Here is a 19,411-nt window from a genome sequence, read left to right on the forward strand (position 1 = left end):
CGCCCGGGCATCGACAGGAGTCATCATCGACGACGCTGCTTACGACGCCATGTGCGCCAGGACCGTTCCGCACGAGCCTGTGGACGTCGTGACGCTCGGCGAGTCCATGGTCACCTTCCTGCCCAGCCGCCCGGGACGCCTCGCGGACGTGCCCTCCTTCGACCGCGCGATCGGCGGCGCCGAGTCCAACGTGGCCTGCGTGCTGGCGGCCGCCGGGCACTCCGCACGATGGGTGAGCCGCGTGGGCGCGGACGGGTTCGGGCAGTACCTGGTCGAGAGGATCGCCGGATACGGGGTCGACACGAGCGCCGTGGGCACCGACGCGCTCCGGCCCACCGGCATCTACTTCCGCACGGCCGGCGACCGCGGCACGGGCGCGCACGAGGTGGCGTACTACCGGACCGGTTCGGCGGCGTCGGTGATGAGCGCGGGCAACGTGGACCTCGGGGCGGCACGGGCGGGCCGGGTGCTGCACCTGTCGGGGATCACGGCGGCGCTGTCGCCCGAGTGCCGGGAGCTGATGCACGCGCTGACGGCACCCCGCGCCGGGCGGCCGCTGCTCTCCTTCGACGTGAACCACCGGCCGGGGCTGTGGCGTACGGCCGAAGGGCCGCTGGTGCTGCTGGACCTGGCCCGGCGCGTGGACGTCGTGTTCGTGGGGGAGGACGAGGCGGAGCAGGCCTGGGGGATCAAGGGCGGCCCCGAGGCCGTCCGCGCGGCGCTGCCCGAGCCGGACGTGCTGGTGGTGAAGCAGGGCGCGAGGGGCGCGACGGCGTTCGCGAGCCATCGGCCGCACGTCTTCGAACCGGCCCTGCGCGTGGAGGTCGTCGCCACCACCGGCGCCGGCGACGCCTTCGCCGCCGGCTTCCTCTCCGCCACCCTGCGCGGCCTGCCCCTGTCGGTCCGGCTGCGCCACGGCCACCTCTTCGCCGCCGCGGCCCTCACCACCCCCGGCGACCTCGCCCCGCCCCCCGCCCGGGACCACGCCGACCGGCTGAGCGCCCTCGGCGGCGCCGCATGGGGGAGACTTCGACTCGGCCCCGGCTGGACGCAAGCCGACGTGGCCGAACAGGAGGCGAACACCCCATGAGCCAGACCGTCGACCGCGCCCTGAGCATCCTGCCGCTGCTCGCCGAGGGCCCCGCAGACCTCGGGCAGGTCGCCGACCGCCTGGGCGTGCACAAGTCCACGGCCCTTCGCCTGCTGCGCACCCTGCACGAACACGGCATGGTCTACCGCCAGTCCGACCAGCGCTACCGCCTCGGCGCCCGCCTGTTCGCCCTCGCGCAGGAGGCGATGGAGAACCTCGACATCCGAGAGATCGCCCACCCCCACCTCGTCCGCCTCAACGAGGCCTGCGGCCACACCGTGCACCTCGCCGTCCACGAGGAGAACGAGGTCCTCTACATCGACAAGGTGGAGAGCCGCTACCCGGTCCGCATGTACTCCCGGATCGGCAAGCCCGTCGCCATCACGGTCGCGGCCGTCGCCAAGCTCCTCCTCGCCGACCTGCCCGAACCCGAGCGCCGCGCCCTCGCGGACAAGCTCGACTACCCCCTGTACACGGCCCGTTCGACACCGAACGCCGAGGCTTACCTCAAGGAGCTGGCCACGGTGCGCGAACAGGGCTGGGCCACCGACCTCGGCGGCCACGAGGAGTCCATCAACTGCGTCGCCGCCCCCGTCCGCGGCGCCGACGGCCGGGTGGTCGCCGCGATGTCGGTCTCCGCGCCGAACGTGGTCGTCACCGCCGAGGAACTCCTCACCCTGCTCCCGCTGGTGCGCCGTACGGCGGACGCGATCAGCGGCGAGTACTCCGGCAGAACCCCGATCAAGGAAACCCCCTGATGACCGAGAAGACCGCGCTCACCCCGAAAACCCACACCACCCCGCCCGCGAAGTTCTCGCACGGCGTGCGGAAGGGCAACATCCTCCAGGTCGCCGGCCAGGTCGGCTTCCTGCCCGCCGAGGAGGGCAGGCCCCCGACGCCGGCCGGCCCCACCCTGCGCGAGCAGACCCTCCAGACCCTCGCCAACGTCCGGGCGATCCTCGAAGAGGGCGGCGCGAGCTGGGACGACGTGATGATGATCCGCGTCTACCTGACGGACGTGGACCACTTCGCCGAGATGAACGAGATCTACAACACCTACTTCGAGGAGCAGGGCCTCACCCAGCCGCCCGCCGCCCGGACCACGGTCTACGTCGGTCTTCCGGCCGGCCTCCTCATCGAGATCGACGCGCTCGCCGTACTCGGCTGAGTCCCTGACGATCCCTCACCTCCCGCACGTCCCGCACGGCACGGCGTCCCCCACCCCCGGGCCGCCGTGCCGCGCCCCGCCCTGCCCGAAAGCACGATGCATTTACGAAGAGGACCCCCGAATGTCCCATCCGCTCTCCCTCCCCCTGGCCGCGACGACCCCACCCGCCCCACCCCACACCGGCGGCCTGCTCCTCCTCCTGGGCGGCACCCCCGGACTCCTCACGGTCGCCGGAATCGGCATAGCCCTCCTCCTCTTCCTGATCATCAAGGTCAGGCTCCAGCCCTTCGTGGCCCTCCTCGCCGTCTCCATAGCCGTGGGCCTGCTGGCCGGCCTCTCGGTCACCGAACTCTTCGGCACCGTCCAGAGCTCCAGCGCCGTCTCCACCATCGAGTCCGGCATGGGCGGCATCCTCGGCCACGTCGCGATCATCATCGGCCTCGGCACGATGCTCGGCGCGATCCTGGAGGTGAGCGGCGGAGCGGAGGTACTGGCCGCGCGCCTGCTGACGTTGTTCGGTGAGAAGCGGGCCCCGTTGGCCATGGGCCTGACGGGCCTGATCTTCGGCATCCCGGTCTTCTTCGACGTGGGCATCTTCGTCCTGGCCCCGCTGGTCTACGCCGCGGCGAAACGAGGCGGCAAGTCGATCCTCCTCTACTGCCTGCCCCTCCTCGCCGGCCTCTCCATGACCCACGCCTTCCTGCCCCCGCACCCCGGCCCGGTCGCCGCCGCCGGCCTGCTGCACGTCCAGCTCGGCTGGGTCATCCTCATGGGCGTCGTCTGCGGCATCCCCGCCGTACTGGCCGCGTGGGCCTTCTCCGCCTGGATCGGCCGGCGGATCTTCGTCGCCGTACCGCAGGACATGGCCGAAGCGGCGGAGGAGGCGAAGCGGGCGGTGACGGCGGAGCAGCGCGCGCAGGGCGTGGAACCACGGGAGACCCCGGTCCCGCTGGGCGTGGTCCTGACGATCATCGGCACCCCGCTGGTCCTGATCCTCGCGGCCACCTTCTCCTCCATCGTCCTGGACCCGTCCCCCACCCGCTCGGTCCTCCAGTTCTTCGGCACGCCCATGGTGGCCCTGACGCTCGCCCTGCTCCTGGCGTACTACCTGCTGGGCATCCGCCGCGGCTGGACCCGCAAGTCCCTTGAGGCCGTGTCCACTTCGTCGCTGAAGCCGGTCGGCAACATCCTGCTGGTCGTCGGCGCGGGCGGGATCTTCGGCGCGGTGCTGAAGGCGAGCGGGGTGGCCCAGGCGCTCTCGGACACCTTCCACGGCGTGGGCCTCCCGGTGATCGTCCTCGCCTACCTGATCTCGCTGGTCCTGCGGGTGGCGCAGGGCTCGGCGACGGTGGCGATCGTGACGACGGCGGGCATCGTGGCCCCTCTCCTCACCGAGGGCGATCACTCCCAGCCCTTCGTGGCCCTGGTCATCATGGCGATCTCGGCGGGCTCGATCTTCGCCTCGCACGTGAACGACGGCGGCTTCTGGATGGTCGCCAAGTACTTCGGCATCAGCGAACGCGACACGCTCAGGACCTGGACGGTCCTGGAGTCCGTGCTCTCGGTGTCCGGTTTCGCCGTGGCGGCGGCCGTGAGCCTGTTCGTCTGAAGGCTCCAAAGGCCCTGAAGGCTCCGAAGGTGACTGATGTTGCCCATGGGATGAGCGGTCCGACTGGTTCCGGCACAGGGAAGTCGTCCATACTGCCGCCGTGGAGCAGCGCACAGGAGCGAGCAGCAAGCCGTCGAAGGCCGAGCCGTTGAAGACCGAGCCCGTCACGGGCGCCGGTTTCGACCCGGCCTTCATCCCGGGGCTCACGGCTCCGGCCAAGGCGGACACGTCGACGCCGAAGGAGGCGAAGCCGGCCCCGGCCCCGGACCCGGATCCGGCTCCGGCTCCGGAGAAGTCGGAGGAGGCGGCCGGTACCGCCACGCCGGACGACATCACGGCCGACGACACCACGGACAGCGATGCCGCTGACGGCGACGGCCCGGTCTTCGAGGCGTCCGACCGCCGGGCGCGGATAGTGGCCGACCGCAAGGGCGTCCGCCTCCGCCTCGACGAGGAGTCCTGCGAGTTCCGCTGGGACGAGATCGCGGCGGTCGAGACGGAGTCCCCCCGCTTCGGCAAGCGCTACACGATCACGGTCCACACCCCCGAGCGCCGCTGGTACCCGATCGAGATCGAGGCGGCGTCGAAGTCCCGCTTCAAGGAGTGGGACGAGCAGATCGACGCGGTGCTGGACGCGTACTTCGAGGACGGCGAGTAGACGGAGACGGAACGCGGGCCGGTCGGGGTCGTGCCCGACCGGCGGTTCCTCAGTGGACGAGTTGGGCCTCGGTGACGGCGACTCGGTCTCCTTCGACAGGCTGTCCTGCGCGAGCGAGCAGAAATACGCCGCCCACACCTTCCACTCGTTTTGCTCGCCGCCGTGGGCGGGGACCTCGCGAGGCTGGGCCGAGCTCGGGCTGGAGACCCATCACTCGATTCCGAGGGGTCCGATGCCCAGGTCCTCACGCATGAGGCGACGCATCTGCGCCATGGCCTTGCGTCGCCGCTCTATCAGCGGCGCGTCGTCGGCGGAGCCGACAGCCACTCCACAGGCATAGGCGTCGCGGAGCGCGCGCAGGCAGTGGAACGCCTCGTTACCCGCCTCCACGACCTCCGGCGGGCCCACGAGCCAGAGGCGTTCGCTTGCCGTGTAGATGCCGGTGCCGCGCACGGCCTCCCGCACCGCCGCGTCGCGCGCCGACTCGGACATGTGGTCGCCCAGAGCGACGGCCCGTATCTCCTCACCTGCGGCTTTGAGGGCGGAAACATACTCTGTGTACACCTCGCGCCGTACTTCCAGCGCGTGCCTGGCCTCCTCCCGCCGCCACCGGTTGCGATCGGCGATCAGAGTGGCTGCGATGCCGATGACGGCACCGGTCAGTGTGGAGAGCAGGGGCGTCCAGTCCATGTGCCGCAGCTTGTCCGAGTCGGCGCGTCGGCACCAGTGGCTTGCGCTCCGGACACGAGCACCGAAATCCCTGCCGGATTCTGCACCGGTGGGTTGCGGGTGCGGTCGGCCATGACCAGCGGGTCGTGCCGTCCCAGGCGGCGCGGGAATCGCATTGACGGACCGTCAGGCCATTGACGAGGATCTCCGCCCTGTCTCCGCGCCCGGATGACACACGGGCGTGGCCCGCAGGCTCCGGCCATACCGGAATCCCTGGCCGCCGCCCTGCGGACCATCGACCCCGACAGCGCCGCCGTCTTCGTGCAGTTCATCGACTCATGTCTGACCGGCCCCCGGGCGAAGCAGATGCGGAGGGACCTGATGACCGCGATCCAGTACTTCTGGCGACACCCGCTGGCCGAGCAGGTACGCGAGGAAGGACGGGAAGAAGGGCTCGTCCAAAAGAGTCGCGAGACGGTCCTCCGCGTCCTGGAACGGCGCGGTATCCCGGTCCCCGGCACCATCCGCGAGCGAGTCGAAGCCTGCACGGACCTCAACCAGCTCGAAATCTGGGCCCAGCGGGCCGTACACGCCACGGACGCGGCGGGGCTGTTCACCGAGGGGTGAGCCGGAGCTTTGCGGCCGTCACCGCTCGCGACAGGCAGCGACGCCCGGACCCCAAAGGCCCGGGCGTCGCCACTACCGCTGTCTCACCTCACGGCAGCGCATGCACATGCGCCCCCACCGGGCTCGACCACGCGTTGCCCGATGCCGCGTCCCAGTTCGTGGACCAGGTCATCGCGCCCCGGAGGTCGGGGTAGGTCTTGGACGGTTTGAAGGTGCCGCAGTTCGTGCCGGCCGTCAGACAGTCGAGGGCGTTGTTCACCACGGTCGGCGACACGTAGCCGCTGCCCGCCGCGCTCGTCGAGGCGGGGAGGCCGAGGCCCACCTGGGACGGGGAGAGGCCGCCCTGGAGCTGGATGCAGGCGAGGGCGGTCAGGAAGTCGACCGAGCCCTGGCTGTAGACCTTGCCGTCGCAGCCCAGCATGGAACCGCTGTTGTAGTACTGCATGTTGACGACCGTCAGGATGTCCTTCACGTTCAGGGCCGTCTGGAAGTACGAGTTCGACGTCGACTGCATGTCGATCGTCTGCGGGGCCATGGTGAGGACGAAGGACGAGCCGGCCTTGGCGGACAGGGCGCGCAGCGCCTGTGTCATGTACGTCGCGTCGAGGCCGTTCTCCAGGTCGATGTCGACGCCGTCGAAGCCGTACGTCTGCATCAGCGCATAGACGGAGTTCGCGAAGTTCGTCGCCGACGTCGAGTCGCTCACCGACACCGTGCCGTTCTGGCCGCCGATCGAGATGACGACCTTCTTGCCGGCCGCCTGCTTCGCCTTGATGTCCGCCTTGAACTGGTCGACGGTGTAGCCGCCGAGGCCGGCCGAGTCGAGGTTGAAGGTCACCGCGCCCGGCGTCGTCGTCGCGTCCGCGAAGGCCACCGCGATGATGTCGTAGGAGGAGGGGACGTCGGAGAGTTTCTGGACCGTCGCGCCGTTGTTGAAGTTCTGCCAGTAGCCGGTCACCGCGTGCTTCGGCAGCACACCCCCGCCTCCTCCGCCGCTCGATCCGGAGGACGTCGTCGCCGTCACCGCCGTCGACTTCGCCGACTCGCCCGCCGCGTTCGTCGCCGACACCTGGAAGGAGTAGGACGTGGCGGCCGACAGGCCCGTCAGCGTCGCCGACGTGCCGGTCACCGCCGTCGCCTTCGTGCCGTCCTGGTACACGTCGTAGCCCGTCGCGCCCGACACCGGGGACCAGGAGAGGGTGGCCGAGGAGGACGTGGTGGACGAGACCGACAGGCCGGTCGGGGTCGCCGGGACCGTGGGGGGCGGGGTGCCGCCTCCGCCCCCGCCGCCGTCGGGGCCGTAGACCGAGACGTCGTCGGCGTAGTAGGCCGCCTGGCCGTACCACCCGTGCGTGTACACCGTGACCGAGGTCGTTGACGCGCCCGTGGTGAAGGTCGTCGACAGCTGTTTCCAGGTGGTCGTGTCGGGGGTCCAGGTGGAGACGTCCGTCGTGCCCGTGCCCGTCACGCCCAGGTAGGAGTACCCGCCCTGCACCCACGCGCTCAGCGTGTACGTCGAGTTGGGCGCGACCGCGACCGCCTGGGTGCACTGGGCGTCGTCCTGGCCGGCCGGGGTCGCCTTCAGTGCCGACGAGCCGCTGTGGACCGGGGAGGAGACGGTCGTGCCGCTGCCCGCCGTGCACGTCCAGCCGCTCAGGCCCGACTCGAAGCCCGCGTTCGTCGCGTTGTTGACGTCCGCCGCGGCTGCCGGGGCGGCGGTCGCCGTGAGGCCCGCGACCGACAGGGCCAGGGTCGTGACGGCCGACCACAGCAGGGTCATGCGCCGTCTGCCGTATCCGTATCCGGGTATGCCTGTGTCTGGTGCGCGCTCCACTGGGGCCTCCGGGAGGGAGATGGGGAGATGGGGGGAGGGATGGTTGCCGTCGCTGGGCTGACAATTTGGTCCAGACCAATTCGGGTGTCAAGAGGTCCAGACCAAAATGGATTTCGCAACCTCGCTCAACCTGTCCTGTTTTGGCGGGACTTGCGCGGTACTTGTGCCGAGAGAGTTCCACGCGAGCTTCACAAACGCTGTTCTCCGGCCATACGGCCGTGGATACAGTGCTCAGGTAGTCACGCAGTGAAGTCGTCCCGGCGGAACGGGAGTGGCCCCGGACGGCCGGCGGGTGTGAAGAGCGGGGAGCTGCGCGTGCCAACTGCCATTGCCGTGACCAGTGCCGACATGGCACTGCCGGCTCAGGACGAACGGACCGTGCCCGCCGTCGTGCTGAGCGGTATCGACCAGAAGCCGCTGGAGCAGGCGGTCGTGGAACTCCACGCCCTGATCGAGCAGTACGGGTACCTCGTCGTGGTCTGTTCCAGCGCCACGCCCGCGAGCGTCATGCAACGGCTGTACACCCTGCGCTCGCTGCTGGAGAGCGACCGCGTCGCCTTCTTCCGGCCCGAACTGCCCCCGCTCGGCATCGCCGTGCTCGCCCGGCAGCTGCGCCAGCTCGCCTCCTGCGATCTGAGCCCGGGGATCCTCGCCTCCGCCGGGCGGCTGCTCACCCACTACCTCCACGCCGGGGCGGTGCTGGGCTCGGTCGCGCGCCTGGACCGGGTGCCGGTCGGGCTCAAGGCCCACGCCAGATCCTGGGTGCCGGGCAGCCAGTTCGCCGTGCTGGCCCACCCCGAGCCGCAGCTCGTCAAGATCGCGCCCGAAGCCACGCTCAAGGGGCCCGAGTTCAGCACCTGGATGCTCGTCGCGAAGGGGCAGTTGCAGAGCGAGTGGGTCGGCGGACTCGGCGGGCAGTGGAGCGTGCACGGGGTGCGCGAGGTCCCGCTGCCCGCCGAGTCCCGGGACTGGTGGGGCACCGGCCGCGTGATCGAGTTCTGCGGCTACCTCGCCGATCTGTCGGTCCTCTACCAACTGGTCACCTCCGTACGGCAGACCAGCTGTCACTGGTGCGGCCTGGACGTCATCGGCGACCTGTGCGTCTTCTGCTCCGCCACCCCGCCCGCCCACGAACCCGCCGCACCCCGCGCCCTGGAACAGCGCTCGCCCGCCTGACCGGCCCCGGAAAACAGACTCGTATCCCGCTCGACCGATTCCCCCAACGAGGTTGCACGGTTCATGAACTCCCGTCAGCGCCGCGGCGTGATACTGCTGATCCTGTCGGTCCTGTGCGCTCTCGGCGCGTTCGCCGGCGTGCTCTCCGTCGTCCACAACGTCAATTCCAAGGTCGGGCCCGAGGTCAGCGCCTATCGGGTCAGGTCCGACGTGAAGCCGTACACCGCCCTGGACACCGGCCAGTTCGAGAAGATCGAGATGCCGAAGCGGTGGCTGTCCGCCAACGCCGTCACCGACCTGCGGCAGATCCAGGGCAAGATCGCCGTCACCACCCTGCGCGCCGGGTCGCTCCTCCAGAACGACATGATCGTCGACCAGCCCGCCCTCCAGCCCGGACAGCAGGAGGTCGCCATCATGATCGACGCGGCGACCGGGGTCGCGGGAAAGATCACTCCGGGCTCCCGGGTCAACGTGTACGCCACCTTCGCCGGGAAGAACAACGGCGATCCCGACCAGTCGAAGATCATCGTCACCAACGCCCGGGTCCTCGACGTCGGCCGCATCACCGCCCTCGACGACTCCACCAAGAACCAGACCCAGAGCCAGAGTCAGAGCCAGCCCAGCGAGGCCGTCCCGATCACCTTCGCGCTGTCCACCCTCGACGCCCAGCGCATCACCTACGCCGAGTCCTTCGCCCAGCGCGTGCGGCTCGCCCTGGTGGCCCCCGGCAGCGAGACCAGCGTTCCGGACAAGGACCGCACGTACCAACTCGCGACGGACAAGTGAGAGGCGGCCCGCATGCCCACCAGGATCCTCCCGGCCGGTGCGGACCCCGACGCCGTCCGCTCCCTCGTCACCCTCCTCAGCCAGCTCCCCGACGCCGAGCCGCAGCCGCCCGTCGTCGACTCCACCCATCTCGTCGACACCCTCGCCCGGCTCGCCGCCGAGTCCGTGGAGGAACTGCCGGAGGTCGTCGTCGTCCATGAGCGGGTCGGCCCGGTCGCGGCCCTCGACCTGATCCGCGAGGTCGCGCTCCGCTTCCCGGCCGTCGGCGTCATCCTCGTCACCACCGACGCGAGCCCCGGGCTGTTCGCCGCCGCCATGGACGCCGGCGCCCGAGGCCTGGTCGCCCTCCCGCTGTCGTACGAGGAACTCGCCAGCCGCGTCCAGGCCGTCGCCCAGTGGTCGACCGGGGTACGGCGCCATCTCGGCCACGGCACCGACGTGCTGGGCGGCGTCGGCGGTACGGTCGTCACGGTCAGCGGCGCCAAGGGGGGAGTGGGCACGACGCTGGCCGCCGTCCAGCTCGCCCTCGCCGCGCAGGCCTCCGGCCGGCCCACCGCCCTGGTCGACCTGGACCTCCAGACCGGGGACATCGCCTCCTACCTGGACATCCAGTTCCGCCGGTCCGTCGCCGACCTGGCCGCGATCACCGACATCTCGCCCCGCGTCCTCGCCGACGCCGTCTTCCGCCACGACACCGGGCTCGCCCTGCTCCTCGCCCCGGCCGAGGGAGAACGCGGCGAGGAGGTCGGCGACCGCGCCGCCAGGCAGATCGTCCGCGCCCTGCGCTCCCGCTACGAGGTCGTCGTCGTCGACTGCGGGGCCCAGCTGAGCGGCGCGGGTGCGGCGGCCGTGGAGATGGCCGACACCGCGCTGCTGGTCACGACCCCGGACGTGATCGCCGTACGCGCCGCCAAACGGACCGTACGGATGTGGGACCGGCTCCAGATCCGCAAGGCCGAGGAGACGACGACCGTCGTCAACCGGCTGGCGCGCAGCGCGGAGATCCAGCCCGCGCTCGTCCGGCGCATCACGGGCACGGCGCTCGCGCGCACCGCCGTACCCGCCAATTTCAAGGAACTTCAGGCCGTCGTGGACGCGGGACGGGTCCATGAACTCGACGGCAGGAGCACCGTGAAGCAGGCGCTGTGGGCGCTCGCCGGAGAGCTGGGCCTCGTGAAGGCGGCGGCCGAGGGGGGCCATCGGGGCGGCGGACGGGGCGCGGTGGGATTCCGGCGGCGAAAGGAGTGAGCGGGCGATGAGGAGGCCCGGCGGGGACAGGGGGCAGGTGAGCATCGAGTTCCTCGGGATGACACCGCTGATCATTCTCACCCTGGTGCTCATGTGGCAGGCCGTGCTCGTGGGGTACGCCTTCACGCTCGCGGGGAATGCTGCGGACGAGGGAGTGAGGGCCGGGACGGCGGCGCCGCGGGGGGAGCGGTACGGGGTGTGCCGGCAGGCGGCACTGAAGCATCTGTCGGGGGCGTGGCGAGGGGGTGCCAGTGTGAGCGGTTGCGACCAGAGCGGCTATGTGACCGTGGACGTGGGCGTCAAGGTCCCCGTCCTCTTCCCCGGCTCCGTCGACTTCCCCCTCACCGTGCACGGGCACGCCGGTGCCGTGGAGGAGGTGAAGGACTGAGATGACGTACCGCCGTCGCCTTCGTGGCCGGGACAGCGGCCAAGTGGCCATCGAATACCTGGGGTTCATCCCCGTCCTGCTGATCGTCGCGCTGGCCGGGATCCAGATCGGCGTCGTCGCCTACGCCGCCGAGCAGGCCGGTACGGCGGCCCGGGCCGGGGCGCGGGCCGCCTCCCTGCGCCAGGACGCCCAGCAGGCCTGCGCCGGAGCCGTCAGCAGCGGCATCACGGTGAGCTGCTCGTCCGGCTCCGGCGGCGACTCCGTGACCGTCACGGCCACCGTCCGCATCCCGAAGATCGTCTGGGACTTCGGCGACGCCACCAAGACCGCCACCATGCCCCTCGACCACTGACCCGGGAGAAGCGATTCCATGAGCCTGCGGGCACGCATCGGCACTCCGGAGGAGCACGGGAGCCGGGGCGAGGACGGACACCTGGTCGCCTCCTACCGGGCCAAGCTGCTGGAGGAGATCGACCTCGCGGAGATGAGCTCGCTCGCGGCGGCCGAACGCCGGGCGCGGCTGGAGCGCGTGCTCGGACACATCATCAGCCGCGAGGGCCCGGTGCTGTCGACGGTCGAGCGCGCCCAGCTGATCCGCCGCGTGGTGGACGAGGCGCTCGGCCTCGGCATCCTGGAGCCGCTGCTGGAGGACGCGTCGATCACCGAGATCATGGTGAACGGCCCCGACGCGATCTTCGTCGAGCGCGGGGGCCGCGTCGAGCAGTTGCCGCTGCGCTTCGTCTCCGCCGACCAGCTGATGCAGACCATCGAGCGGATCGTCTCGACGGTGAACAGAAGGGTCGACGAGTCGAACCCGATGGTGGACGCCCGCCTCCCCTCCGGCGAGCGCGTCAACGTCATCATCCCGCCGCTGTCCCTGACCGGCCCGATCCTCACCATCCGCCGCTTCCCGCGCTCCTTCACCCTCCAGGAGCTGATCTCCTTCGGCTCGCTGGACGAGCACATGGTGTATCTGCTGGCCGGGCTGGTGCAGGCGAAGTTCAACATCATCGTCTCGGGCGCCACCGGCACCGGCAAGACGACCCTGCTCAACGCCCTCTCCGGACTCATCCCCTCCCACGAGCGCATCATCACCATCGAGGACTCCGCCGAACTCCAGCTCCAGCAGACCCATGTGGTCCGCCTGGAGTCCCGCCCGCCGAACGTCGAGGGCAAGGGCCACGTCACCATCCGCGACCTCGTCCGCAACTCGCTGCGCATGCGCCCCGACCGGATCGTGGTCGGCGAGGTCCGCGGCGGCGAGTCCCTCGACATGCTCCAGGCGATGTCCACCGGCCACGACGGCTCGCTCGCGACCGTGCACGCCAACAGCGCCGAGGACGCGCTGACCCGGCTCCAGACCCTCGCCTCCATGTCCGACGTCGAGGTCCCCTTCGTCGCGCTGCACGACCAGATCAACAGCGCCGTCGACGTCATCGTCCAGCTCACCCGGTTCGCCGACGGCGCCCGCCGCATCACCGAGATCGCCGTGCTCGACAGCCACGGCGGGGAGCCGTACCGGCTGGCGACGGTCGCCCGCTTCGACGCCCAGCCGATGACGCCGGACGGCCGCGTCCACGGCAGCTTCCAGTACTTCCCCCTCCCGCGCCGCACCGCCGACCGCCTCTACATGGCGAGCCAGCCCCTCCCGCAGGCCTTCGGCGTGGCCCACACGGCGGCCCAGCTCACCACCCGAGAAGCCAGGTAGGACCAGGACCATGGAACTGCACACCCTCGTCCAGCTCACCACCGGTGTGACGCTGCTGGCCTGCGCCCTGGCGGTGGCCGGGCTGCACGCCTACGCCGCGGGCCGGGCCCAGCGCGTCGCCCTCGTGGACCGGCTCACCCACGCGGGCCCGGAGTCGGCCGGCGGCCGTCGGCGCCGCTTCCGTGACGTGGACCGGCGACTGCGCCGTACCCGCTTCGGCCGCTGGCTGGAACGGCGGCTCGCCGCCACCGGACTGGACGTCACCCCGGGCGAGTTCTTCGTCTACATGCTCGCCGTGGTCGCCGCGCTCTGGCTGATCGGCCAGGCGACCCTGGCCCCCTTCTTCGGCCCGCTGGCCGGCCTGCTCGGCATCGGCGCGGCCGTGCAGTTCCTCAACTGGCAGCGCCAGAAACGCATCGAGCGCTTCATCGGCCAACTCCCCGAACTGGCCCGCATCCTGGCCAACGCCACCCAGGCCGGCCTCGCCCTGCGCACCGCGATCGGCATGGCGGCGGAGGAACTGGAGGCCCCGGCGGGCCAGGAACTGGCCAAGGTCTCCGACCAGTTGGCGATCGGTCAGTCCCTGGACGACGCGCTGGGCGAGCTGGCCGACCGGCTGCCGTCCCGCGAACTGGTCGTCCTGGTCACGACGTTGGTGCTGTCGAACCGGGCGGGCGGCCAGGTCGTGTCCGCCCTGCGGAACCTCACCGAAACCCTGGAGGAGCGCAAGGAGACGAGACGCGAGATCCGCACCCAGCTCTCCCAGGTGACCATGACCTCGTACGCCGTCCCCGTCCTCGGCGTCGGCGCGCTGTTCCTGATGAACGGCGTCAAGGACGGCGCGCTGGACCGCATGACCGGCTCATCGATCGGTCAGGCCTGCGTGGTCGTCGCCTTCGCGATGTACGCCGTCGGCTTCGTCCTCATCCGGCGCCTGAGCCGGATCGACGTGTGAGGGGGCGGACGATCCGATGGGGGGTCCGACAGTGAGCCCGATGGTGGGAATCCTGCTCGCGCTGCTGATGGGGCTCGGCGTCTGGGGCGCCTTCGCCGGCCTCCGCATGTACCGCGCGGACGCCAGGCTTCCCGGCGACCTCGCCGTCGCCCTGGAGGTCGGCGCCACCCGCACCGGCGCGGTCGGCTCGGTCATCGACCGCATGGGCATGCGCTACGCCCCCGCCGTGCTGCGCCTGATGGGCCCGCGCCTGGTCGCCAGGTACCGCCGCAAGATCGACCTCGCGGGCAACCCCGGCGGCCTGACCATAGACCGCTACGCGGCCCGGCGGGCGGTCTACGGCGCGCTCGGCCTCGTCGGCTTCGTGGTCTTCCTCCTGCGCGGCCAGTGGTTCGTCGCCATACTGCTGCTGCTCTTCGGCGCGTTCTGGACGGAGGTCGGCATCTGGTCGGCGATCCGCGTCCGCAAGGACGTCATCGAGCGCACCCTGCCCGACTTCCTCGACGTGCTCGCGGTCGTGGTCAGCGCCGGACTCGGCTTCCGCCAGGCCCTGGACCGGGTGGCCTCCCACTACGAGGGCCCCTGGGCCGACGAACTGCGCATCACCCTGCGCCAGATGGACCTCGGCATGAGCCGCCGCCAGGCCTTCGCGGAGCTGCGGCGGCGCAACGACTCCGAGCAGGTGGCGATGTTCGTGACGGCACTCCAGCAGGGCGAGGAGCTGGGCGCGCCGATCGTCGACACGCTCGTCTCCCTGGCGAAGGACATGCGCCGCACCGACGCCCAGAACGCCCGCCGCAAGGCCGCCCGCGCGGTACCGAAGGCCACGCTGATGATCACCACGTTCATGGTCCCGGCGACGATGCTCCTGCTGGGCGCCGGCCTGATCCTGGGCTCCGGCGTGGACTTCGGCTCGCTCACGGGGAAGTGAGACGGAGGTGACGGTGGCCGGCGCGACGGAGCGGAGCGGGGGACCTGCGGGCGAGTGGCCGGGTGCCGGTGCCCTGGCCGGGGGGCGGGTGAGGGCGGTCGCGGGGTGGCTGAGGGGGATTGGCGGCTGGTTCGGGTGGTGGCTGACGGGAGGCGGTGGCCGGTCCGGGGGGCGGTTGACCGGGGTCGGTCGCCGACGCGGGGGACGGCTGACCGGGATCGGTGGCTGGTTCCTGCGTCGGCCGAAGGCGGTGGCCGGTGCGACGGCCGAGGCCGGGCCGGCGGCGCGACAGGCCGAACCCTCCGAGAAGATCCAGGTCAGTGCGCTCCAGGCGATGTGCCGGCAGGTCTTCGGGTTCCGGCTGGCGATGATCGCCCTGGCGGCACCGGCGGCCCTGCTCCACGCGGCCCCGGGACTGGGCGTCCGCCTGGTCGGCGTGGCCGTGGTCGTCACCTTCATGGTGTCCTACGTCCTCTTCCGCGACTGGGAACGCTTCGGCCCCCTCCTGCTGCGCCACCCCAGCCTCCTCGCCGCCGACACCCTCCTCGGCTCCCTCCTCCTCGTCTCGGCCGGCCCGGACACGACCCTGGCCTACGTCAGCGTGTGCACCCCGCTGCTGGCCGGGCTGGTCTACAGCTGGCGGGGCGCGGCCTGCTTCGCCTCCCTCCAGGGCCTGATCCTGCTGCTGGTCCACGCCACGTTGAAGGCCGACCGGCACGCACCGGTCGCCGAGGCCCTGCTCCTGCCCGGCCTGTGCGTCATCTCCGGCGCCATGGGCTCGACCCTGCGCGGCCTGATGCTCCGCTTCGGCGCCGCGACCCAGGCCCTGACGGCGACCCAGGCGCGCCTCGCGGCGGCGGAGGCGGTGAGCGCCGAGCGTGCCCGGCTGGCCCGCGAGATGCACGACTCCGTGGCCAAGACCCTGTACGGCGTGGCCCTCGCGGCCGACGGCCTGGCCGCCACCGCCTCGGCCGAGTCCCCCGACCCGGCCCGCATCAGGTCCGAGGCCGGCCTGGTGTCCCGTTCGGCGCGCAGGGCGGCAGCGGAGTCGAGAGAGCTGCTGCGGGATCTGCGCCGGGAGGCGGCGCCGGAGGGCGGGCAAGCAGTGGCCGAGGCCCGGGACCGGACGCCGCTGTGGCCCGAACTACGGTCGTACGCCCACGACTTCACGGCCCGCACGGGACTACCGGTGACGTGCACCCTCCCGCCCCCGGACACCACACCCCTCGCCCTGCCCTCCCCCCTGGCCCGCCACCTGCTGTCCATCACGGCGGAGGCGCTGGAGAACGTCCACCGGCACGCGTCCGCGACCCACGTCGAGGTGCGGGCGGAGATCCACGGCGCCCTGCTGCGCCTGTCGGTCCTCGACGACGGCACCGGCCTGCCGCCGGACACGACCCTGGACCGGCTCCGCGCCTCGGGCCACTTCGGTCTGCTCGGCATGGTCGAGCGGGCGGCACAGACGGGCGCCCGGATCCGGATCGGCCGGGGCGACCGGGAACGGGGCACGGAGGTACGCGTGGAACTTCCCCTGCCGATCGTGGCCGGGCCCGAGAGGAGGCAGCGATGAACCCCTTCCCGCCGCGCACGGACGTCGCCCCGCCGCTGCGGCTGCTGGTGGCCGACGACAACCCCGTGGTCCGGGCGGGCCTGACGGCCCTGCTGTCCGGACGCGCGGACACCACGGTGGTGGCGGAGGCGACGGACGGCCGCGAGGCCTACGAGGCGGCGCTGCGGCACCGCCCCGACGTCGTCCTCCTCGACGTCCGGATGCCGGGGACCGACGGAATCTCGGCATTGCCGCACCTGGTGCGGCTGGCCCCGGTCATGATGCTCACCTACAGCCACGAGACGGAGACGGTGCGGGAGGCGTTGCGGCTGGGGGCGGGAGGCTATCTGGTGCACGGCGAGTTCACCACGGAGCAGTTGGTGCGGGCCGTACGGGATGTGCACGAGGGCCGGCCGCACGTGACACCGGGGGCGGCGAAGGCGTTGCTGGAAGGGATCAAGTCGAGTGCATCTGCACATGTGAACCCCCAACTCCCCCTTATTTTACGGGAAAGCTCAACCAAACCGCTTTCGCATATGCAACCCTCTATGGGACAGTCGTCCCGGTCCCGGTACCGGCTGAGTACGAGGGAGGCGGAGATCATGGACCTCATCGCGTCCGGCATGACCAACCAGCAGATCGCCGCCACCTGCTTCATCAGCGAGAAGACGGTCAAGAACCACATCAACCGCATCTTCGCCAAGCTCCAGACCGCCACCAGATCCCAGGCCGCGGCGAAGTGGCTGGGGGTGGCGTGACATGGGGGAGTGGGCCTGGAGTTGGGCCCAGGGGCCCTGTGACGACCACCGCGTCCGGCCGTACGGTGCCCGGATCGGAGGCGAAGCTGGAGGGGAAAACCGTGAGCAAATGGTTCAACACCACCGTCGCGTACCTGCAGACCCGCGCCGCCCGCAGCGACCGGGGCCAGACCGCGGTGGAGTACCTCGGCATCATCGCGGTGGTCGTGGCGATCGTGCTGGCGATCACGGGTACGAGCATCGGGCAGTCCATCTACGACGCGATCACGACCAAGATCGCCCAGGTCACCGGCGGCTGATCTCTCCGCGCAACGACGCAGGGCAGGCCTTCCCCATCTACATCACGGTGGTGGCGGGTCTGCTCTTTCTCGCTCTCGCCTATCTCGCGGTCGGCCAGGCATCCGTGAACCGGAGCGGAGCGCAGACGGCCGCTGACGCGGCGGCCCTCGCCGCCGCCCAGAACACGCGCGACCAGCTCACGGGCGCGTGGCTGAAGGTCCTGCTGGACCCGACGAAGTGGCAGGACATCCTCGACGGCAAGGCGGGGATCGATGACCCAGGCGCTCCGTGCGGGCGGGCCCAGGTGCTCGCCACGCAGAACGACGCCCGGCTGAGCGCCTGTTCTTCCCCGGAGTTGCTGAAGTACCGGGCCGACGTGGAGACGAACAAGTCCGTCGGCCATTCCGTCGTGCCCGGGACGGAGAACGTCAGGTCGACGGCGCATGCCGTCGCCGAGATCGAACCCCTTTGCACGTTCAAGCTCCCCGGCGCGGGTGCCAAGGGCGCCGATCTGCCCGAACTCACCTGCAAGGACAAGGTCTGGCAGCCCAAGCCGGACGATCCGGCGGGGCTTCCGAAGCCCGAAGACCTCTTCGACGTCCACCTGGCCGGCTGAGCCGACCGGACCGTGCGAGCCGACCGACAAGCGAACGATGAATGACGAAGGAAGCGGAGCGATGAGCATTCGGTTCACTGCGAAGGCCCGCAGGGGGATGGTCGCGTGGGCTCTCGCGGCCGGTCTGGCCGTCGGCGTGACGGGTTGTGGCGGCAGCGGCGGCGATGACGCCAAGAAGCCGCACAGCTCGTCGTCCGCCTCCCGGGCGAGCGGTGCCGGCCCGAGCGCCCAGGAAGGGCAGTCGGACCAGCCCCTGGCCGAGGTGCGCGGGTCGGACGGCCTCCTCCTCCAGATCATCTCCGCGCAACGGGACTCGGGCGGGTTCGTCACCGTCAACGGCACGATGAAGAACGACGGTTCGCAGACCGTCGTGATCCCCTCCGCGCTCAGCGGCAACGAGACCGAGATCATCAAGAACGGCAGGTCTCTGGGCGGGGCCACACTGGTCGATCCGCAGGGCAAGAAGCGGTACTACGTGCTGCGGGACACCGAGGGCCGTCCGCTGACCACCACCGGCTTCTCGACGCTCAAGGCCGGCGACACCCTGGCGGTCTTCATGCAGTTCCCGGCGCCTCCCGCGAACACGTCCGAGGTGGAGTTCCAGCTGCCGACGTTCACCTCCGCCAGCATCAAGATCTCCGGGTGAGGCACCAGTGACCCCCACCCGTCTCGTGCTCACCCTCACCGCCGCCACCACGCTGCTGCTCACCGCGACCCCGGCCCGGGCCGGCGGCACCGGCCCCAGCCTGCCCCCCGACACCGCGCCCTCCGCCGCCGCCCCGGTGAAGATCGACCCCACCTCGCCGAACCTCAAGCTCCCCGAGGGCGCCACCCTGGCCGCGCCCAAGGTGCTGGACATCAAGTCGGTCGTGGAGGACCAGAGCGGGGACGAACGCCGCGAGGACACCAACGCGGACGTGACCTTCGCACTCCAGGCCGAGGTCCTGTTCAGCAAGGACAGTGCCAGGCTCAGCGACGAAGCGAAGGCCCGGATCGCCACCATCGCCGACGAGATCAAGAAGCAGAACGCGACCCAGATCCGCGTCTTCGGCTTCACCGACAACCTCGGCTCCGCCGCCCACGGCGACGTCCTGTCCCGCCAGCGCGCCAACGCCGTCCAGGCCGTCCTGGGGCAGGACCTGAACGACCCGAACATCACCTTCGAGGTCCGCGGCTACGGCGAGCAGTACCCGATCGCCGACAACTCCACCGAGGAGGGCAGGAGGAAGAACCGCCGCGTCGAGGTGTCCTTCCCGCGCACCCAGAGCTAGTAGTGCTTCGTTACGTCGAGTGATCTCGGCTGGTGGTGGGCAGCTTCCCGGTATGAGGTTGGGGGAAGTGGAACGGCTCCGGGGTGAGTTA

The 19,411-nt window shown here is 71.0% G+C and carries 21 protein-coding genes and 1 pseudogene; 20 read left to right on the plus strand and 2 right to left on the minus strand.

The window, feature by feature from the left end:
* Window positions 1-49 precede the first annotated feature (49 nt).
* From ACFC8N_RS29995 to ACFC8N_RS30015, 5 genes and pseudogenes are all read left to right on the plus strand, one after another.
* A complete protein-coding gene (locus ACFC8N_RS29995; RefSeq protein WP_376291245.1) occupies window positions 50-1,090 on the plus strand; it encodes a sugar kinase in 1,041 nt (346 codons plus the stop codon).
* Entirely contained in the window at window positions 1,087-1,848 is a 762-nt protein-coding gene (locus tag ACFC8N_RS30000; RefSeq protein WP_356026350.1) for an IclR family transcriptional regulator, read from the plus strand. Before ACFC8N_RS29995 ends, ACFC8N_RS30000 begins: the two co-directional genes overlap by 4 nt.
* Window positions 1,848-2,258, plus strand: coding sequence for a RidA family protein (locus tag ACFC8N_RS30005; RefSeq protein ID WP_356026353.1), 411 nt, complete (start codon window positions 1,848-1,850; stop codon window positions 2,256-2,258). The genes ACFC8N_RS30000 and ACFC8N_RS30005 overlap by 1 nt, the downstream gene beginning before the upstream one ends.
* A gap of 121 nt (window positions 2,259-2,379) precedes the next feature.
* Window positions 2,380-3,867, plus strand: coding sequence for a GntP family permease (locus tag ACFC8N_RS30010; protein ID WP_376291248.1), 1,488 nt, complete (start codon window positions 2,380-2,382; stop codon window positions 3,865-3,867).
* A 100-nt stretch (window positions 3,868-3,967) separates the two neighbouring features.
* Window positions 3,968-4,522, plus strand: a pseudogene (locus tag ACFC8N_RS30015) (hypothetical protein); the annotation flags it as partial.
* Between the two features lie 213 nt (window positions 4,523-4,735).
* Here the strand turns inward: ACFC8N_RS30015 and ACFC8N_RS30020 are convergent.
* On the minus strand, window positions 4,736-5,215 hold the full coding sequence (locus ACFC8N_RS30020) for a hypothetical protein (protein WP_376291250.1): 480 nt from the start codon (window positions 5,213-5,215) through the stop codon (window positions 4,736-4,738).
* 207 nt (window positions 5,216-5,422) lie between these two features.
* Between ACFC8N_RS30020 and ACFC8N_RS30025 the strand changes: the two genes are divergently transcribed.
* Window positions 5,423-5,821 (plus strand): hypothetical protein, encoded by a 399-nt coding sequence (locus ACFC8N_RS30025; protein WP_376291252.1) that lies wholly within the window; start codon window positions 5,423-5,425, stop codon window positions 5,819-5,821.
* Between the two features lie 88 nt (window positions 5,822-5,909).
* Here ACFC8N_RS30025 and ACFC8N_RS30030 read toward each other — a convergent pair whose 3' ends face one another.
* Window positions 5,910-7,601 (minus strand): chitinase, encoded by a 1,692-nt coding sequence (locus ACFC8N_RS30030; RefSeq protein WP_376291255.1) that lies wholly within the window; start codon window positions 7,599-7,601, stop codon window positions 5,910-5,912.
* 402 nt (window positions 7,602-8,003) lie between these two features.
* Between ACFC8N_RS30030 and ACFC8N_RS30035 the strand changes: the two genes are divergently transcribed.
* From ACFC8N_RS30035 to ACFC8N_RS30100, 14 genes are all read left to right on the plus strand, one after another.
* Entirely contained in the window at window positions 8,004-8,831 is an 828-nt protein-coding gene (locus ACFC8N_RS30035) for a hypothetical protein (RefSeq protein ID WP_356026574.1), read from the plus strand.
* Window positions 8,832-8,894: 63 nt separating this feature from the next.
* Window positions 8,895-9,617: a Flp pilus assembly protein CpaB gene (gene cpaB, locus ACFC8N_RS30040; RefSeq protein ID WP_356026367.1), complete on the plus strand. Its 723-nt coding sequence runs from the start codon at window positions 8,895-8,897 to the stop codon at window positions 9,615-9,617.
* 12 nt (window positions 9,618-9,629) lie between these two features.
* Entirely contained in the window at window positions 9,630-10,865 is a 1,236-nt protein-coding gene (locus tag ACFC8N_RS30045; protein ID WP_362818392.1) for an AAA family ATPase, read from the plus strand.
* 7 nt (window positions 10,866-10,872) lie between these two features.
* Window positions 10,873-11,253, plus strand: coding sequence for a TadE family protein (locus ACFC8N_RS30050; protein WP_376291260.1), 381 nt, complete (start codon window positions 10,873-10,875; stop codon window positions 11,251-11,253).
* A 1-nt stretch (window position 11,254) separates the two neighbouring features.
* Complete coding sequence (locus ACFC8N_RS30055) at window positions 11,255-11,605, plus strand: TadE/TadG family type IV pilus assembly protein (protein ID WP_376291263.1); 351 nt, start codon at window positions 11,255-11,257, stop codon at window positions 11,603-11,605.
* Window positions 11,606-11,623: 18 nt separating this feature from the next.
* Window positions 11,624-12,961 (plus strand): CpaF family protein, encoded by a 1,338-nt coding sequence (locus ACFC8N_RS30060; RefSeq protein WP_356026377.1) that lies wholly within the window; start codon window positions 11,624-11,626, stop codon window positions 12,959-12,961.
* A gap of 10 nt (window positions 12,962-12,971) precedes the next feature.
* Window positions 12,972-13,916, plus strand: a complete 945-nt coding sequence (locus tag ACFC8N_RS30065) for a type II secretion system F family protein (protein WP_356026379.1) — start codon at window positions 12,972-12,974, stop codon at window positions 13,914-13,916.
* Window positions 13,917-13,959: 43 nt separating this feature from the next.
* Window positions 13,960-14,847: a DUF5936 domain-containing protein gene (locus ACFC8N_RS30070; RefSeq protein ID WP_356026576.1), complete on the plus strand. Its 888-nt coding sequence runs from the start codon at window positions 13,960-13,962 to the stop codon at window positions 14,845-14,847.
* Between the two features lie 334 nt (window positions 14,848-15,181).
* Window positions 15,182-16,417 carry a sensor histidine kinase gene (locus tag ACFC8N_RS30075; protein WP_376291284.1) on the plus strand — a complete coding sequence of 412 codons (1,236 nt, stop codon included), beginning with the start codon at window positions 15,182-15,184 and terminating at the stop codon, window positions 16,415-16,417.
* Complete coding sequence (locus tag ACFC8N_RS30080) at window positions 16,414-17,154, plus strand: response regulator (protein ID WP_376291267.1); 741 nt, start codon at window positions 16,414-16,416, stop codon at window positions 17,152-17,154. The genes ACFC8N_RS30075 and ACFC8N_RS30080 overlap by 4 nt, the downstream gene beginning before the upstream one ends.
* Window positions 17,155-17,255: 101 nt before the next feature.
* Window positions 17,256-17,453, plus strand: a complete 198-nt coding sequence (locus ACFC8N_RS30085; protein WP_356026383.1) for a hypothetical protein — start codon at window positions 17,256-17,258, stop codon at window positions 17,451-17,453.
* Window positions 17,453-18,049, plus strand: a complete 597-nt coding sequence (locus ACFC8N_RS30090; RefSeq protein ID WP_376291286.1) for a pilus assembly protein TadG-related protein — start codon at window positions 17,453-17,455, stop codon at window positions 18,047-18,049. Before ACFC8N_RS30085 ends, ACFC8N_RS30090 begins: the two co-directional genes overlap by 1 nt.
* Window positions 18,050-18,110: 61 nt before the next feature.
* Window positions 18,111-18,695, plus strand: a complete 585-nt coding sequence (locus tag ACFC8N_RS30095; RefSeq protein WP_376291269.1) for a hypothetical protein — start codon at window positions 18,111-18,113, stop codon at window positions 18,693-18,695.
* A 7-nt stretch (window positions 18,696-18,702) separates the two neighbouring features.
* Window positions 18,703-19,320, plus strand: a complete 618-nt coding sequence (locus ACFC8N_RS30100; protein WP_376291271.1) for an OmpA family protein — start codon at window positions 18,703-18,705, stop codon at window positions 19,318-19,320.
* Window positions 19,321-19,411 lie beyond the last annotated feature (91 nt).

Origin of the sequence: Streptomyces sp. NPDC055966 (genome assembly GCF_042269865.1) — a bacterium.
In the GTDB taxonomy this organism is placed as follows: Bacteria; Actinomycetota; Actinomycetes; order Streptomycetales; family Streptomycetaceae; genus Streptomyces.

What these genes read in the sequence shown, in the direction of transcription:
- ACFC8N_RS30080 (WP_376291267.1), top strand. Translation starts at nt 16,414, where the DNA reads ATGAACCCCTTCCCGCCGCGCACGGACGTCGCCCCGCCGCTGCGGCTG.
- ACFC8N_RS30000 (WP_356026350.1), top strand. Translation starts at nt 1,087, where the DNA reads ATGAGCCAGACCGTCGACCGCGCCCTGAGCATCCTGCCGCTGCTCGCC.
- cpaB (WP_356026367.1), top strand. Translation starts at nt 8,895, where the DNA reads ATGAACTCCCGTCAGCGCCGCGGCGTGATACTGCTGATCCTGTCGGTC.
- ACFC8N_RS30055 (WP_376291263.1), top strand. Translation starts at nt 11,255, where the DNA reads ATGACGTACCGCCGTCGCCTTCGTGGCCGGGACAGCGGCCAAGTGGCC.
- ACFC8N_RS30065 (WP_356026379.1), top strand. Translation starts at nt 12,972, where the DNA reads ATGGAACTGCACACCCTCGTCCAGCTCACCACCGGTGTGACGCTGCTG.
- ACFC8N_RS30020 (WP_376291250.1), bottom strand. Translation starts at nt 5,215, where the DNA reads ATGGACTGGACGCCCCTGCTCTCCACACTGACCGGTGCCGTCATCGGC.
- ACFC8N_RS30030 (WP_376291255.1), bottom strand. Translation starts at nt 7,601, where the DNA reads ATGACCCTGCTGTGGTCGGCCGTCACGACCCTGGCCCTGTCGGTCGCG.
- ACFC8N_RS30035 (WP_356026574.1), top strand. Translation starts at nt 8,004, where the DNA reads ATGGCACTGCCGGCTCAGGACGAACGGACCGTGCCCGCCGTCGTGCTG.
- ACFC8N_RS29995 (WP_376291245.1), top strand. Translation starts at nt 50, where the DNA reads ATGTGCGCCAGGACCGTTCCGCACGAGCCTGTGGACGTCGTGACGCTC.
- ACFC8N_RS30005 (WP_356026353.1), top strand. Translation starts at nt 1,848, where the DNA reads ATGACCGAGAAGACCGCGCTCACCCCGAAAACCCACACCACCCCGCCC.
- ACFC8N_RS30050 (WP_376291260.1), top strand. Translation starts at nt 10,873, where the DNA reads ATGAGGAGGCCCGGCGGGGACAGGGGGCAGGTGAGCATCGAGTTCCTC.
- ACFC8N_RS30060 (WP_356026377.1), top strand. Translation starts at nt 11,624, where the DNA reads ATGAGCCTGCGGGCACGCATCGGCACTCCGGAGGAGCACGGGAGCCGG.
- ACFC8N_RS30095 (WP_376291269.1), top strand. Translation starts at nt 18,111, where the DNA reads ATGAGCATTCGGTTCACTGCGAAGGCCCGCAGGGGGATGGTCGCGTGG.
- ACFC8N_RS30010 (WP_376291248.1), top strand. Translation starts at nt 2,380, where the DNA reads ATGTCCCATCCGCTCTCCCTCCCCCTGGCCGCGACGACCCCACCCGCC.
- ACFC8N_RS30075 (WP_376291284.1), top strand. Translation starts at nt 15,182, where the DNA reads ATGTGCCGGCAGGTCTTCGGGTTCCGGCTGGCGATGATCGCCCTGGCG.
- ACFC8N_RS30045 (WP_362818392.1), top strand. Translation starts at nt 9,630, where the DNA reads ATGCCCACCAGGATCCTCCCGGCCGGTGCGGACCCCGACGCCGTCCGC.
- ACFC8N_RS30025 (WP_376291252.1), top strand. Translation starts at nt 5,423, where the DNA reads ATGACACACGGGCGTGGCCCGCAGGCTCCGGCCATACCGGAATCCCTG.